This window comes from Caulobacter sp. 73W (genome assembly GCF_041021955.1).
Taxonomy (GTDB): Bacteria; Pseudomonadota; Alphaproteobacteria; order Caulobacterales; family Caulobacteraceae; genus Caulobacter.
The window spans coordinates 750620-763726 of record NZ_CP158375.1 but is presented as its reverse complement, the minus strand read 5'-3'; the positions used below and the strand labels follow the sequence as shown (position 1 = coordinate 763726).

Here is a 13107-nt window from a genome sequence, read left to right as displayed (position 1 = left end):
GCGACGTCCCCCGGCTAGGCGGCGGGGGTGACGCGCAGGCCGATGTAGTCGCCCGCCACGGCTGCGGCCGGGTGGCCGCGGTTGGTCAGCACGACCACGGACTTGCCCCCGCCATAGACCGCCAGGTCGGCGTTGACGCCGGGCGCCGCGCCGCCATGGCCCCAATAGGTCAGCCCGCCGCGCAACCGGATGGCGACGCCCAGCCCCCAATGCCCGGCGCCGGCCGCGACGCGGGGCGTGAGCATGGCCTCCAGGGTCCTGGGCTTCAGCAGGCGAACGTCCCGCAGGGCGGCGACGAAGCGCTGCATATCCTCGACCGTGGAATAGCCGCCGCCGGCGGGCAGGCCCTCATAGGGCGTCAGCGCGCGCCGGCCCGTGGCGGCCGCGCCGGTGTAGGGCAGGGCCGTCGGGTGCGGCGAGGCGAAGGCCTGGGAGGTCCGCGTCATGCCGGCCGCAGTGAAGATCCTGTTGGCGAAGACGGCGTCGTAGGCGCGCCCTTCCAGCCTTTCGACCACGGCGCCCAGCAGCACGAAGCCGAAGTTGCTGTAGCCCCACCGCGCGCCCGGTGCGAAGGCGGGCTCGCGGGCGCCATAGAGGGTCACGATGTCGGACGGCGTGCGATGGATCGCCGGATCATAGGGCGCGCCGAAGATATCGCCCGTGCCGCCGGTGTGGGTCAGCAGATGCTCGATGGTCACCGTCTCCGCCAGGCGGCGATTGGGATAGTCTGGCAGGTGCGCAATGAGCGGATCGGCCAGGGACAGGCGCTGTTGCTCGACTAGCTGCATGACGGCGACGGCGGTGAACAGCTTGCCCATCGAGCCGATGCAGAAGCGGGTGGACGGCGTGATCGCCGCGCCCGTCGTCTCGTCGGCGATCCCGTGATGGGCGGTCAGCAGCGGCTTGCCGCCGACGGTGATGGACGCCGCGCCGTTGAAGCGCCCGGCGGCGCCTTCGCCGGCCAGCTTGGCGCGGACGGCCTTGACGAGCGCGGCGTCGTCGAGCTGGGGCGTGGCGTCGCTGCCCGGCGCGCCGAGGAAGGCGATGTCGTCCAGGCGGTCGGCGCCCTTGGCCGAAAGGACGACGCGGGAGCGGCGGTCCCAGGCGCGGTCCCTGACCGTCGCGGTGACGGCGCCGTCACCGACTTCCACCGACAATACTTCGCATCCGCCGGTCACCTCGCGGACCGACAGGTCGTCGTCGACATAAGGTACGACCGTGGGGGCGTTGCGCTCGACGAAGGCCTTGTAGACGCGAAGGTCGGGATCGTTGAACGCCTGGAGCCAGCGGTCCAGCCAGGCCCTCAGCCGTGGCTCGTCGGCGGTCGCGGCGACGGCGGGGAAGGGGAGCAGGGCGCCCGCGCCGAGCGCCATGATCATGTCGCGCCTGTTCACCCGGAAGGCTCCCCCTTAAGCTCTATCCCAGCCCCTTGTAACTAGTTACGACGAGAGTCAATGGCGGACCCTGAGGAGACGGACGGCTACACCACGCGCGCGGGCGGAGCGGCCATCGGCGCGCGGCTGCGGCGGCTGTCGGAGCGGATCGACCGGGACGCCAACCGGCTCTACGCCGAGACGGGCGTGCCCTTCGAACAGAGGTGGTTCGGGGTGGTCAACCTGCTCAACCTGCAGGGCGCCATGTCGGTGGGGGAGCTGGCGGCGCAGCTCGGCGTCAGCCACGCCACGGTCAGCCAGGTCCGCAACGCCCTGAACACGGCTGGCCTGGTGTCCTGGGAAGGCGACAAGTCCAACCCGCGCCTGCGCCGCCTGCGGCTGAGCCCGCAGGGGCAGGCCACGGCCCGGCGGCTGGAGCCCCTGTGGAACGCCCTGTCGGAAACGGCGGTCGAACTGAACGACGAAGCGCAAAACGCCGTTGGCGCCCTCGAACGCCTGGACCGCGCCGTGCAGCGACGGTCGCTGTACGAGCGGGTGAAGGGGAAATTGGGGGAGGGGTGATCTTCGCCTCTCCCCCAAAGGGGGGAGGGGATTGGCTGACTCAAAAGTACGCTAGACTGATTAGCGCAGGCCCCAACTCGCCAAGGCACGGTAAAGCAGTGATTGACGACGAAGCACGCCGCATGGCGCGGGAGCTCACGACCGGCGCCGGGCCTGAGAGGCTTAAAGCCATGGGCAGTTTCGCCGACTGGATTAGGGAAGGCGCCAAGGCCCAAGGTTATTTGGGCCGGCGGCTTGTCGCTCCTGATGCTTGGCTCGTTCGTTGTCGTGTTGATGGCGATCCAAGGCTTTTGGTCTATCCCGATCAGCATTCTCGCGGTTGTCACCACGGTTCCGGGGGCGTGGTGTTTCCGAAAGGCCGCTAAACGCGCGAAGGCGTGGCGCAAGGCGAACCCTTGGCGGGGACCTCGCGCTGACTACGTGAATGTCGATGGCTCGACGCCAATGCGCGAGGCAGGAATGAAGACCGTCTAACTTTGACCCCAGGAATACGACTCCGCTGCTATCGGGCGGATCCGCCAGACCCTTATCGAGCAGGGGTGGACGATCCACGATGCTGAGTGGGGCGTCGCTGGCTCCCAGGAGGTCCAGTCCGTAACCTGGCGCCGCGGATCGGAAGAGGTCGTTCTGGAGACCGAAACCCACATGGGGGTCAGCCTCGTAGGCCCCTAGAAGGTTGTCGACGAGGTCAAAACGTCAGTCGATGAGCAGTTGAAGCCCTAGCTGTGGCTTGCAGGTTTCGCCGCTTGGATCCCCGCCTTCGCGGGGAGGAGCGGTGGTGGGCCACCTTACCGCGAGTTCACGTTCTTCGCCTCATTCCCGCCACAATTCGCCACGCATGTAACGCTACGTATGTAGCGAACAAGTGTGGAGGCTGGCGTGATCGAATCCTTGCCGCGACGTGAGAGGGAAGTGTTCGAGACCCTGTGCCGGCTGGGTTCCGGTGGGGCGTCGGCGGTTCGGGCGGCCTTGTCCGATCCGCTGAGCGACTCGGCGGTGCGCACCATGCTGACGCGGTTGGAGGCCAAGGGCCTGGTCGAGCGGACGGACGGGGTGTTCAGCCCGGTCCAGAGCACCGAGACCGTGGCCGCCGGGGCGCTTCGCCGGATGGTCGACACCTTCTTCGCCGGGTCGGCGGCCAACGCCGCCACCGCCCTGCTGGGGCTGGGCCAGCGGCTGACGCCCGACGAGGCGGCGGCGCTGGAGAAGGCCATCGACGATGCGCTGGAGCGCAAGTCATGAGCTGGACCCTGCTCGCCGCCGTGATGATCAAGTCCGGCCTGATCGCCGGGGCGGGGCTGGCCTGCGCTGCCCTGCTGACCCGGCGCCCGGCCGACAAGGTCGAGGTGCTGCGGGGGGCGGTCTGCCTGCTGCTGCTCCTGCCCATCGCCATGTTCGCCTTGCCGTCGCTGGACCTGCCGGTCCTGCCCGCCCTGGCCATCGAGGCCCTGCCGCCCGCGCCGGCGGTGGTTCCGGGGGTGACGCTGGAAGTGTGGCCTCTGGCCAGCTTCGAGGTGTCCGCTCCCGACCTGCGCTGGCCGCCGGTCTGGGCGCTGGTCGCCGCCGGATGGCTGGCTGTGGCGTCGGTGATCGCCGGCCGCTTCGCCCTGGGCGTGCTGCTGCTCGACCAATGGACGCGGGAAGGGCGGCCGGTGGATTGCCCGGCCTGGCTGTCGGCGCTGGAGCGTCTGGCCCCCGTGGGCCGGCCGCGCCTGGTGGGCAGCGGGCGGGTGGCGGGGCCTCTCAGCTGGGGCGCGGGGAGTGGGGCGATCCTGCTCGACCCAGCCAGCCTGGCCCAGCCGCAATCCGCCCCCGCCATCCTGGCGCACGAGCTGGCGCACCTGCGCCGACACGACTGGATCTTCCTGATGCTGTCGAAGCTGGCCGTCGCCCTGTTCTGGTTCAACCCCCTGGTCTGGCGGCTGCACGCCGCCCTGGCCGAGGCCTCGGAAGAGGCCGCCGACGCCGCCGCCCTCGAGACGGTGGACCGTCGAACTCTACGCCCGGGCGCTGGTGCGCCTGGCCGCTCAACCCGCGCCCGTCGCCGCGTTCGCCATGGCCGCGGACGCCCGCACCCTCAAGAAAAGGATCGCCTGCATCATGGCCGACACGACCCCCCGCCGCCGTCCCCTGACCGCCGCCCTGACCGTGGCCGCCCTGTGCGCCGTCGCCGCGCCGCTGGCCGCCGTCGAGCTGAGCCGTCAGGCCCATGCGGAGGCCGCGCCCGCGACACCCGCCGAGGTGACTTCCGAAGCCGCCACCGACGCGGCCAAGATCGTCCCGTCGCAGAAGCGCGGCGTGAACCTGGCCGTGCTGGGGATCGAGCCGCCCGCGCCTCCGGCCCCGCCCGCGCCGCCGGCGCCTTTCGCGACCGCCGCCCTGCCGGCGCCCGCGCCTGTTCCCGCGCCGGCCGCCAGCCCGGCTCCGCCCGCGCCCCCGGCGCCGCCCGCCCCGTCGGGCAAGGCGGTCCACTTTTACTACTCCTCCCGCGAGGCCACGCCCGAGGAGCGCCAGGCCGCCGAGGAGGCCCGCCGCCAGGCCGTGGTCGCCCGTGAGCAGGCCGTCGTCGCTCGCCGCCAGGCGGCCGAGGCCCGCGCCCAGGCGCAGGTCGAGCGGGCGCGCGCGCAAATCGAACGCAACGCCGCCCTGGAGGCTTCCCGTATCAATGTGGCGGAGATCCGCGCCCATGCCGAACGGGCGCGCCTTGAGGGGGAGAAGGCCCGCGAACTGGCTGTGCGCCATCGCGCCGAGGCCCGCGTCCACATGCGGGACGGCGCCCAGAACATGCGCCGGGGCGCCCGTCAGATGCGCGAGGAGGCCGTGCGCCTTCAGGACCCGTCCTACCGCGCCAAGCAGATCGCCGAGAACCGCGCGCGGGGCAACGACGTCACCGACGCCGAACTGATCGCCCTGAGCAAGCGCCTGCCGGGCCAGGCGGCCGACCTGGAGCGCAACGCCGAGCGGCTGGAACAGCGCGCGGCGGACCCAGTCTAGGGTCTTCTCCTCCCCCGTCACGACGGGGGGAGTATTTCACCCCTCTTCCGCCTTCAGCACCACGGCCGAGCGGACGGACTCGACGCCTTCGGTGGCGCTCAGTCGGTCCACCAGCCTCGACAGGTCCTGGGGCGTCGCCGTCCGCACGATGGCGACGCCGTCTACGGCGCCGGTCACCGAGTAGTAGCGGGTGATCTCCGGCCAGTGGCGAAAGCGGGCGACGACCGGCTCGCAGGGGCGCTGGCCGAAGGTCAGCGACAGCACCGCCCGCAGACCTTCGTCCTCATTGGCGGCCAGCACCGCCCGATAGCCGAGAATGACCTTGTCCCGCTCCAGCCGGGCCATGCGCGCCTGGACCGCCGTGCGCGACAAGGCGAGCTTCTGGGCCAGGGCGGTCAGGGTCATCCGCGCGTCCTGCGACAGCAGGGCGATGAGCTTCTCGTCCAGGGCGTCGCGCGCGCCTGCGATCTGCCTAGACGCCGTTTGATTTTCGCTCATTCCGCCAGTCCCCGCCGCCGTCTTGCTCATGGCGACGGGTGCTTCCGGTCCTCACAATCGACGGCCGAAGAGGGCTGTCAAGATGACGAGGATGCGGGACTTGAAACCGTTGGGCTGGGACGCCGTGCTGCTGGTGATCGACGTGCAGGCGGGGTTCGATGATCCCGCATGGGGCGTGCGCAACAACCCGGGGGCGGAGCGCAATATCGCGACGCTGCTGGCGGCCTGGCGAGCGTCGAGTTCGACCGGTCATTCATGTGCATCACGACTCGCCTCGGGCGGACGGGCGGCTTCGGCCGGGGACGCCGGCCAATGCGCCGAAGCCCGAGGCTCTGCCCCGGGCGGGGGAGGCCATCCACCGCAAGTCGGTCAACAGCGCCTTCATCGGCACGACGCTGGAGGCGGACCTGCGGCGGCGCGGCGCCACGACCCTGGTCATCGTCGGCCTGACCACCAACCACTGCGTCTCCACGACCGCGCGGATGGCGGGGAACATGGGGTTCGCCGTGACGGTGGTGTCGGACGCCACGGCGACCTTCGCCCGCCCGCACCTGGACGGACGGATGCGCACGGCGGACGAGGTCCACGACGCGGCGCTCAGCGACCTGCAGGGCGAATTCGCCCAGGTGGTCGATACGGCGGCCGTGCTGGCGGCGATGACCATGAAGGAGACGGCCTGTGCGTAGGCTTCTCATCGCCGCGGCCGGGCGGTCGCATTGCTGTCGGGCGCCGCCCTGTCAAGCGCTGCTGGGGCGCAGCCGAAGCCCGGGGACGACTTCTACGCCTACGCCAACGATGCGTGGCTGAAGAGCACGACCCTGCCGGACGGGCGCGCCAGCATCGACACCACGGCCCTGCTGCGGGACGAGGCGACGGTGCGCATCCGCGAGCTGGTGCAGACGGCGGGCGGCCGCGTGGGCGACTATCACGCCGCCTGGCTGGACGTGCACGCCATCGAGGCGCGAGGGCTGGCCCCGATCAAGACCGAGCTGGCGGCCATCGCCGGCATCGGTGACCGCAAGGCCCTGGCCGCCCATCTGGGCCGGTCGATGCGGCTGGACGACGGGGGCAACAGCCGGGGGAAAGCCCCCTGGGCCTGTGGGTCCACCAGGGCTTCCACGACGGCGACCGCTATGCGCCGCACCTGATGCAGGGCGGGCTGGGCCTGGCGCGGGGGACTATGCCGACGCGGCCAAGGTCGCCGCCTATCGCGCCCAGGTCGCGCCGGTGCTGGTCCTGGCCGGGCTGGATGCGGCGGAGGCCCGTGCCGCGCAGGTCACAGCGGTGGAGACCGCCCTGGCCGCCGGCCACGCGCCGGAGGGCCACAACGACGACGTGGTCCGCATCGACAACACCTGGCGCCGCGCCGACTTCGCGGCCAAGGCGCCGGGCCTGGACTGGGACGCCTATTTCCAGGGTGCGGGCCTGGGCGGGCAGGACGCCTTCGTGGTCTGGCAGCCGTCGGCGGCGACCGGTCTGGGCGCGGCGGCGGGCGGCCAGCCGCTGGAGGCATGGCGCGACTACCTGGCCTTCCACCGCCTGCGCCAGTCGGCGGGCGTGCTGCCCAGGGCGGTGCGCGATGCGCTGGGTCTTGCGGGCGAGGATCGGGGCAAGGCGGCGGTGACCGCCACGACGGCGGCCCTTGGCCACGACATCGGCCGGCTCTATGTGGCGAAATACTTCCCGCCGTCGTCCAAGGCGGCGGCCCAGGCCATGGCCGAGAACCTGCGCGCCGCATTCCGCGCGCGGCTGCAGCGGGCGCAATGGATGTCGCCCGCCACGCGGGACAAGGCCCTGGCCAAGCTGGCGGCCCTGAACATCGGGGTCGGCTATCCCGACCGCTGGATCGACTATGCGGGGCTGGAGGTCCGGCGGGACGACGCCCTGGGCAACCTGCGCCGGGCCGAGGCCCACGCCTGGCGCCGCCAGGTCGCCAAGCTGTCCACGCCCGTCGATCCGGGGGAGTGGGACGGCCTGCTGCCGCAATGGCCGGGGGCGATCATCCATTTCAGCCCCAACGCCATCCAGTTCTCGGCCGGCATCCTGCAGCCGCCATACTTTGATCCGGGCAGCGACGCGGCGACCAACTACGGCTCGGCCGGGGCCGGCATGGCGCACGAGATCAGCCACAGCTTCGACGAGCTGGGGAATATCTACGACGCCAAGGGGCGGCTGGGGAAAACGAGGACCTGGCCCGCTATCGCGCCGCCGCCGCGCCCCTGGCCGCGCAGTACGCCGGCTATTGCCCCCGGCCCGACCTGTGCGTGAAGCCGGCCCAGGTGCTGGGCGAGGGGATGGGCGACCTGGCCGGCCTGCGCACAGCCTATGACGCCTATGTCCTGTCGCTGGGCGGCAAGCCGGATGTGGTCAGGGACGGCCTGACCGGCGACCAGCGGTTCTTCCTGTCCTTCGCCCGGCGGTGGCGGCGGCTGCAGACCGACGGGGCGATGGAACGCCAGATCGCCAGCGACATCCACGCCCCCGGCCAATACCGCGCCAGCATGGTCCGCAATCACGAGGCCTGGGTCCGGGCGTTCGACGTGAAGCTGGGGGACCGGCTGAGCGTGGAGGCGCGGGTGGGGTTGTGGTGAGGGCCTAGAACGCGATCCCCGGCCGCAGGATCAGCTGGAACACCGCCAGCAGGACCACCAGCGCCAGGCCGGGGACCGCCAGGCTCGGCGCTCCGACCGCGCCGCGCGTCCGCCGCCGGTCGACAGCGGCGCCCAGGGCCAGCCAGCCGGCGATCATCAGGTGGACGATCAGGGGGATCAGCACCACCTCGATCGGGTGGCGCGGCACGCGGAAGGGCACGATCAGCACGACCGCCGCCAGCAGGGCCGCCAGCACGCTCCAGCCGAACGCCCGGCCCCGCGCCTCCAGCGGCGACAGCCGGGCCAGCATGACGCCCGAGGCGGCCATGGCGACGGCGGCGAGGACCAGCAGCGCCGCCTTGCCCGCCGGTCCGACCTGCAGATAGGCCAGGGCGCGGCCCATGTCGTTGCCCGCCAGCACCGTGCCGATGGCCAGCTGGCTGAACGCCTGGAACAGCCCCTGCGCCGCCATCCAGAAGAAGAACCCGCGCCAGGTGGCCGACACCCCGCGCACGGCGGCCAGCAGGACGAGGAACACCACCCCGCCGCTCAACGTGCCCAGCGCCCCGGTCCCCTGCAGCAGCTCGGCCACGGGGGCGTCGCCGGTCCAGTCATGGTCGTTGTGGAACAGGGTCGGATTCAGCCCGGCCCACGCCTTGGGCAGGACCAGCCACAGCTCCTGCCAGAAGAAGGTCAGGCTGAACGCCAGGGCGCACAGCACGACGGAGCCGGCCGCCGGCAAGGCGCGGTCCTGGCTGGGCCGGGCGAGCACGAGCCCGGCGACGAGGGGCGCGATCCCCAGGGCGAGGACGAGGTAGAGGATGGCGGTCATGGGGGAGGGATTAACGTGCGCCGGCCAACTAGGCCATGCGTCCTTCGAGACGTCGGCTGCGCCGGCTCCTCAGGATGACGAATTCCGAGTGCAATAAATCCCGTCATGCTGAGGAGCGCGGCAGCGCGTCTCGAAGCACGCAAGGCGCTCCCCCAGCCCCGTCATCCTCGCCCTCGTGGCGAGGACCCAGCAACGGCTGAGGTTCAGAAGGGGCCCCTGCGGTGGCCGCCACACCGGTCCGCCCGCCTACGCGGAGTCTCTGGTTCCTAGGCACAAGGCCTAGAATGACGGAGGGGTTGTGGATTCTACGTAGGCACATCCCCCAAATTTCGGGCCACCCGCCCCGGGCGTATCACCTTGTCACACCGGCGAACGAACTCGCCGAACAGCATAAGGCGTCAGCCCATGACCGCTCCTCTCGTCGATATCATCCATCACAACCCCAAGGGCGTTTCGGATCGGATCGCCTATGGGTTCGTCAAGGCGCTGCGGTTCTGCGCCGACACCTTCTTCGCCAAGCGGTACGGCCACCGGGCGGTGGTCCTGGAGACCGTGGCGGCGGTGCCCGGCATGGTCGGCGCCACGCTGAACCACCTGAAGTGCCTGCGCCGCATGGAGGACGACCGCGGCTGGATCAAGACGCTGATGGACGAGGCCGAAAACGAGCGCATGCACCTGATGACCTTCATCGAGGTGGCCAAGCCGACGGCCTTCGAACGCTTCGTGGTCGTGGCCGTGCAGTGGGTCTTCTACCTGTTCTTCTTCGCGCTCTACCTGATCTCGGCCAAGACCGCCCACCGCGTGGTCGGCTATTTCGAGGAAGAGGCGGTGATCAGCTACACCCACTACCTCGCCGAGATCGACGAGGGCCGCAGCGAGAATGTCGGCGCCCCGGAGCTGGCCAAGCGCTACTGGAGCCTGCCGGACGACGCCACCCTGCGTGACGTGGTCGAGGTGGTCCGCGCCGACGAGGCCCATCACCGGGACGTCAACCACGGCTTCGCCAACGAGATCGCGGGCCTGGCTGCGACCCCCATCGCCCCTTGCCCCCCGCACTGGGCCCTGGAGCCGATCTGGAAGAAGGCCGCCTGAACCTTCTTTTTGATGACGCAGGAGAGCCGGCGATCGAAAGGTCGCCGGTTTTCTTTGTTGGGGGGAGCCGTGAGCGCGTGCTTCGAGAGGCTCAGCATGACGAAGATGGGATGGCTCTGAGTTCGTCATCCTGAGTTTGTCGAAGGACCCAGAGCGTTTCAGTCCCGCTTGCCCAGGCCTTGTGCCTGGGGTCCCTCGTTCCGCCGATGGGACGCGGCAGGATGGTCTCTGTCAGAGAAGCGGATGCAGGGGCCCTCGCCACAGGGGCGAGGGAGGCGGTGGGTGTTTAGGGCCCGCCCCATCATCCCTGAAGCGGTTGAGGGGTTGTGCGTCCTTCGAGACGGCCTTCGGCCTCCTCAGAATCACGAATTCAGTTGGCGACAAAGCTCGTCATGCTGAGGAGCGCGATAGCGCGTCTCGAAGCACGCAGAGCGCTCCCCAGACCCTGGTGATTCCTCTCCCCACGTGTGGGGAGAGGTTGGGTGAGGGGCTTGCGGCGGTTCCGCCTGCACAGGTTTTTGCCGGTTGAAGCTCAGCGCCCCCTCACCCTTACCCTCTCCCCCAGAGGGGGCGAGGGGATGGGCCCCTAAGCCGCCGACCGCCCAATATCCAAACCCTGCTTCACCGGCAGGACGAAGCTGACCGTGGTGCCTTCGCCGGGTTCGCTGGACAGTTCCAGGGCGCCGTCGTGCATCTCGATGAGGGATTTGGTCAGGGCCAGGCCCAGGCCCGTGCCCTGGGTGCTCTTGGAGTGCTGGTGGCTTTCCACCTGCTCGAAGGGCTTGGCCAGGCGCGACAGGTCCTCGGGGCTGATGCCGATGCCGGTGTCGCGCACGCTGATGCGGACGCGCTCGCCCAGCACGTCGCGCCAGGACTTGCCCGCGATGGTGATGGTCCCGCCCTTGGGGGTGAACTTGATGGCGTTGGACAGGATGTTCAGCAGCACCTGCTTGAGGGCGCGGAAGTCGGCCTCGATGTCGGGCAGGTCGGGCAACTCGACCTTGATCTTCAGGCCGGCGGTGTCGGCTCGGTTGCGCACCAGGCGCAGGGCGTCGTCGGTGACCTCGGCCATGCGGACGGCCTCGAACTTGAGGTTCATCTTGCCCGCCTCGATCTTGGCCATGTCGAGGATGTCGTTGATCAGGGCCAGCAGGTGCTGGCCGCTGTTGTGGATGTCCTGGACATAGCCCTTGTAGCGGGCGTCGCCGACCGGGCCGAACATCTCGGCCAGCATCATCTCGGAGAAGCCGTTGATGGCGTTGAGCGGGGTGCGCAGCTCGTGGCTCATATTGGCCAGGAACTCGGACTTGGCGCGGTTGGCGCCCTCGGCCTTGACCTTCTCCATCTCGTATTTGCGGGCGAGCTCGGCCAGCATCTCCTGGCTGCGCTCCAGGCTGACGACGGCGCGCTGCAGCTCTTCCTCGTTTCGGCGGCGCTGGGCTTCCTGGTTCTTCACCGCCGTGATGTCCGAGGCGGTCATGACCAGGCCGCCCTCGGCGGTGCGGCGTTCGGAGATGTGCAGCCAGCGGCCGTCGGTCATCTCGGCCTCGCGCACGCCCTTGGCGCCGTCGGCGGCCGGGTGCTCGCGCAGGATAGCCAGCTGGGCGTAGCGGTTGACCTGCTCGCGCGCCGCGCCGGGCTTCAGCAGCTTGGGCTCCAGGTTGAAGACCTGGCGGTAGTTGCGGTTGCACATCAGCAGGCGGCCGCCGCGGTCCCACAGGACGAAGGCTTCGGACACGCTTTCGATGGCGTCGCGCAGGCGGTTCTCGGCGGCCATGGCGCGAGCCTGGGCCATGCGCTCCTCGGTGACGTCAAGAACCACGCCGATGATGCGGCCGTAGCCTTCCTTGCCCGGCTCGCCGGCGCCCTGGCCGCGCGCGTCGATCCAGATGGCGCGGGCGCCCCGCAGGCTGGGCACCTTGAAGGACACGTCGAATGCGCCGTAGACGGCGGCGTTGGACAGGGCGTGGCGGACCTTGTCGCGATGCTCGGGCGAGACGCGGTCCAGCAATTCCTGGCCGGAGACCACGCCCGCGCCGCCCCAGCCGAAAATGCCGCCGGTGATGTCGGACAGATAGACCCGGTCCTGGGCCAGGTCCCATTCCCAGATGCCGCAACGGGCCGCCTCGACCGCTGTGCGGAAGCGGGTCTCGCTCTCGGCGAACTTGCGCTGGTCGGCGTCCATGCGCCGGGCCTGCAGCATCAGCATGCTGATCAGCACGCCGCCCACGCCCAGGGGGGTGAGCAGGGACATCAGCCCGCCCAGGTCGGCGCCGAAGCTGTGGCGGGGCAGGGCGACCACGGCCAGCAGGGCGTCGCCCGCCGCCGGGGCGCTGGCCATCTCGTAGCGGCTCTCGCCCTTGCCGCCGGCGGTGATGACCTCGGCAGCGGCGGTGGGGCCCATGACCATCAGGGGACGGCCGTCGGGCAGGGCGATGGCGACGGCCGAGCCGTCCTGTTCGCCGATGCGCAGGCGGCGCGGGTCGATGGCGGCGATCAGGCGCACGCGGCGGCCGGCCTCGTCGCGCAGGACCATGGAGGCGAAGATGTGCTCAGAATCGGCGGGGGCGCCGACCCAGCGGGGCTGGCGCGAGACGTCGGCGGCCACGGCCACCACGCCCCAGTCGACGCCGGACGCGCTGCCGACCTCGCCCACCAGCTCGCCGTTGGACAGGACGGCCACGGCCTGGACCGCGCCGCCGCCCGCCGCCAGGGCCACGTCGGCCGCGTCGTTGGGGGTGGATTGCGTCTGCTGCATCACCGCGCCGCCGGCGGCGAGTGCCGCGCTCCAGGCCGAGGCGTGGCCGTTGATCTCGGCGGCCAGGGCCTTGGCGTGGGCGGCGGCGGCGCGCTGCTGCTCCGACCCGCGCGCGGCGTCCTCGAACGACTTCAGCCCGACGGTGGCGTAGACGGCCAGCAGGACGAGGGCGGCGATGATCGCCAGGCGGACGAAGATCTGGGACGAGCGCTGCTGGGCCGCGGACGCGCTGGCGGACGTGGCGGCGGCCGGTCCGGCTGCTCCTTCTCCGCTACGTTTCCAAAGGGCCAAGTCGAGCGCTCCCCTACGACCGACGAATTGCAAATCACCCCGAGGACGCCAGACTACTTTAGCTGGCGCCGGGGGTCACTCGACTAAGCCTTGCGA

Annotated in this window: 11 protein-coding genes and 1 pseudogene; 8 read left to right on the top strand and 4 right to left on the bottom strand. The window is 70.7% G+C overall.

Annotated features, from left to right (window positions below; all coding sequences use genetic code 11):
• Positions 1–14 precede the first annotated feature (14 nt).
• Positions 15–1394 carry a serine hydrolase domain-containing protein gene (locus tag ABOZ73_RS03650; protein ID WP_369060806.1) on the bottom strand — a complete coding sequence of 460 codons (1380 nt, stop codon included), beginning with the start codon at positions 1392–1394 and terminating at the stop codon, positions 15–17.
• A gap of 60 nt (positions 1395–1454) precedes the next feature.
• Between ABOZ73_RS03650 and ABOZ73_RS03645 the strand changes: the two genes are divergently transcribed.
• The 4 genes from ABOZ73_RS03645 (at position 1455) to ABOZ73_RS03630 (ending at position 4949) form a co-directional block, all read left to right on the top strand.
• On the top strand, positions 1455–1955 hold the full coding sequence (locus tag ABOZ73_RS03645) for a MarR family winged helix-turn-helix transcriptional regulator (protein WP_369060804.1): 501 nt from the start codon (positions 1455–1457) through the stop codon (positions 1953–1955).
• An 879-nt stretch (positions 1956–2834) separates the two neighbouring features.
• The gene (locus ABOZ73_RS03640) at positions 2835–3197 is read left to right on the top strand and encodes a BlaI/MecI/CopY family transcriptional regulator (protein WP_369060802.1); all 363 of its coding nucleotides are present in this window, start codon (positions 2835–2837) and stop codon (positions 3195–3197) included.
• Positions 3194–4510 (top strand): M56 family metallopeptidase, encoded by a 1317-nt coding sequence (locus ABOZ73_RS03635; protein WP_369060800.1) that lies wholly within the window; start codon positions 3194–3196, stop codon positions 4508–4510. The genes ABOZ73_RS03640 and ABOZ73_RS03635 overlap by 4 nt, the downstream gene beginning before the upstream one ends.
• A complete protein-coding gene (locus ABOZ73_RS03630) occupies positions 4497–4949 on the top strand; it encodes a hypothetical protein (RefSeq protein ID WP_369060798.1) in 453 nt (150 codons plus the stop codon). Before ABOZ73_RS03635 ends, ABOZ73_RS03630 begins: the two co-directional genes overlap by 14 nt.
• A gap of 36 nt (positions 4950–4985) precedes the next feature.
• On the opposite strand, the gene ABOZ73_RS03625 is transcribed toward ABOZ73_RS03630, so the two are convergent.
• On the bottom strand, positions 4986–5447 hold the full coding sequence (locus ABOZ73_RS03625; protein ID WP_369060797.1) for an Lrp/AsnC family transcriptional regulator: 462 nt from the start codon (positions 5445–5447) through the stop codon (positions 4986–4988).
• A gap of 257 nt (positions 5448–5704) precedes the next feature.
• On the opposite strand from ABOZ73_RS03625, the gene ABOZ73_RS03620 reads away from it, so the two are divergent.
• The 3 genes and pseudogenes from ABOZ73_RS03620 to ABOZ73_RS03610 all read left to right on the top strand — a co-directional run bounded on the left by ABOZ73_RS03620 (position 5705) and on the right by ABOZ73_RS03610 (position 8038).
• Entirely contained in the window at positions 5705–6133 is a 429-nt protein-coding gene (locus tag ABOZ73_RS03620) for an isochorismatase family protein (protein WP_369060796.1), read from the top strand.
• A 30-nt stretch (positions 6134–6163) separates the two neighbouring features.
• Positions 6164–6595: a hypothetical protein gene (locus ABOZ73_RS03615; RefSeq protein ID WP_369060794.1), complete on the top strand. Its 432-nt coding sequence runs from the start codon at positions 6164–6166 to the stop codon at positions 6593–6595.
• Positions 6546–8038, top strand: a pseudogene (locus ABOZ73_RS03610) (M13-type metalloendopeptidase). The gene ABOZ73_RS03615 and the pseudogene ABOZ73_RS03610 overlap by 50 nt, the downstream one beginning before the upstream one ends.
• Positions 8039–8042: 4 nt before the next feature.
• On the opposite strand, the gene ABOZ73_RS03605 reads toward ABOZ73_RS03610, so the two are convergent.
• A complete protein-coding gene (locus ABOZ73_RS03605) occupies positions 8043–8870 on the bottom strand; it encodes a hypothetical protein (RefSeq protein WP_369060793.1) in 828 nt (275 codons plus the stop codon).
• A 405-nt stretch (positions 8871–9275) separates the two neighbouring features.
• Here ABOZ73_RS03605 and ABOZ73_RS03600 point away from each other — a divergent pair, with 405 nt between their 5' ends.
• On the top strand, positions 9276–9962 hold the full coding sequence (locus ABOZ73_RS03600) for an alternative oxidase (protein ID WP_369060791.1): 687 nt from the start codon (positions 9276–9278) through the stop codon (positions 9960–9962).
• 586 nt (positions 9963–10548) lie between these two features.
• On the opposite strand, the gene ABOZ73_RS03595 is transcribed toward ABOZ73_RS03600, so the two are convergent.
• Positions 10549–13011, bottom strand: coding sequence for an ATP-binding protein (locus ABOZ73_RS03595; RefSeq protein ID WP_369060789.1), 2463 nt, complete (start codon positions 13009–13011; stop codon positions 10549–10551).
• Positions 13012–13107 lie beyond the last annotated feature (96 nt).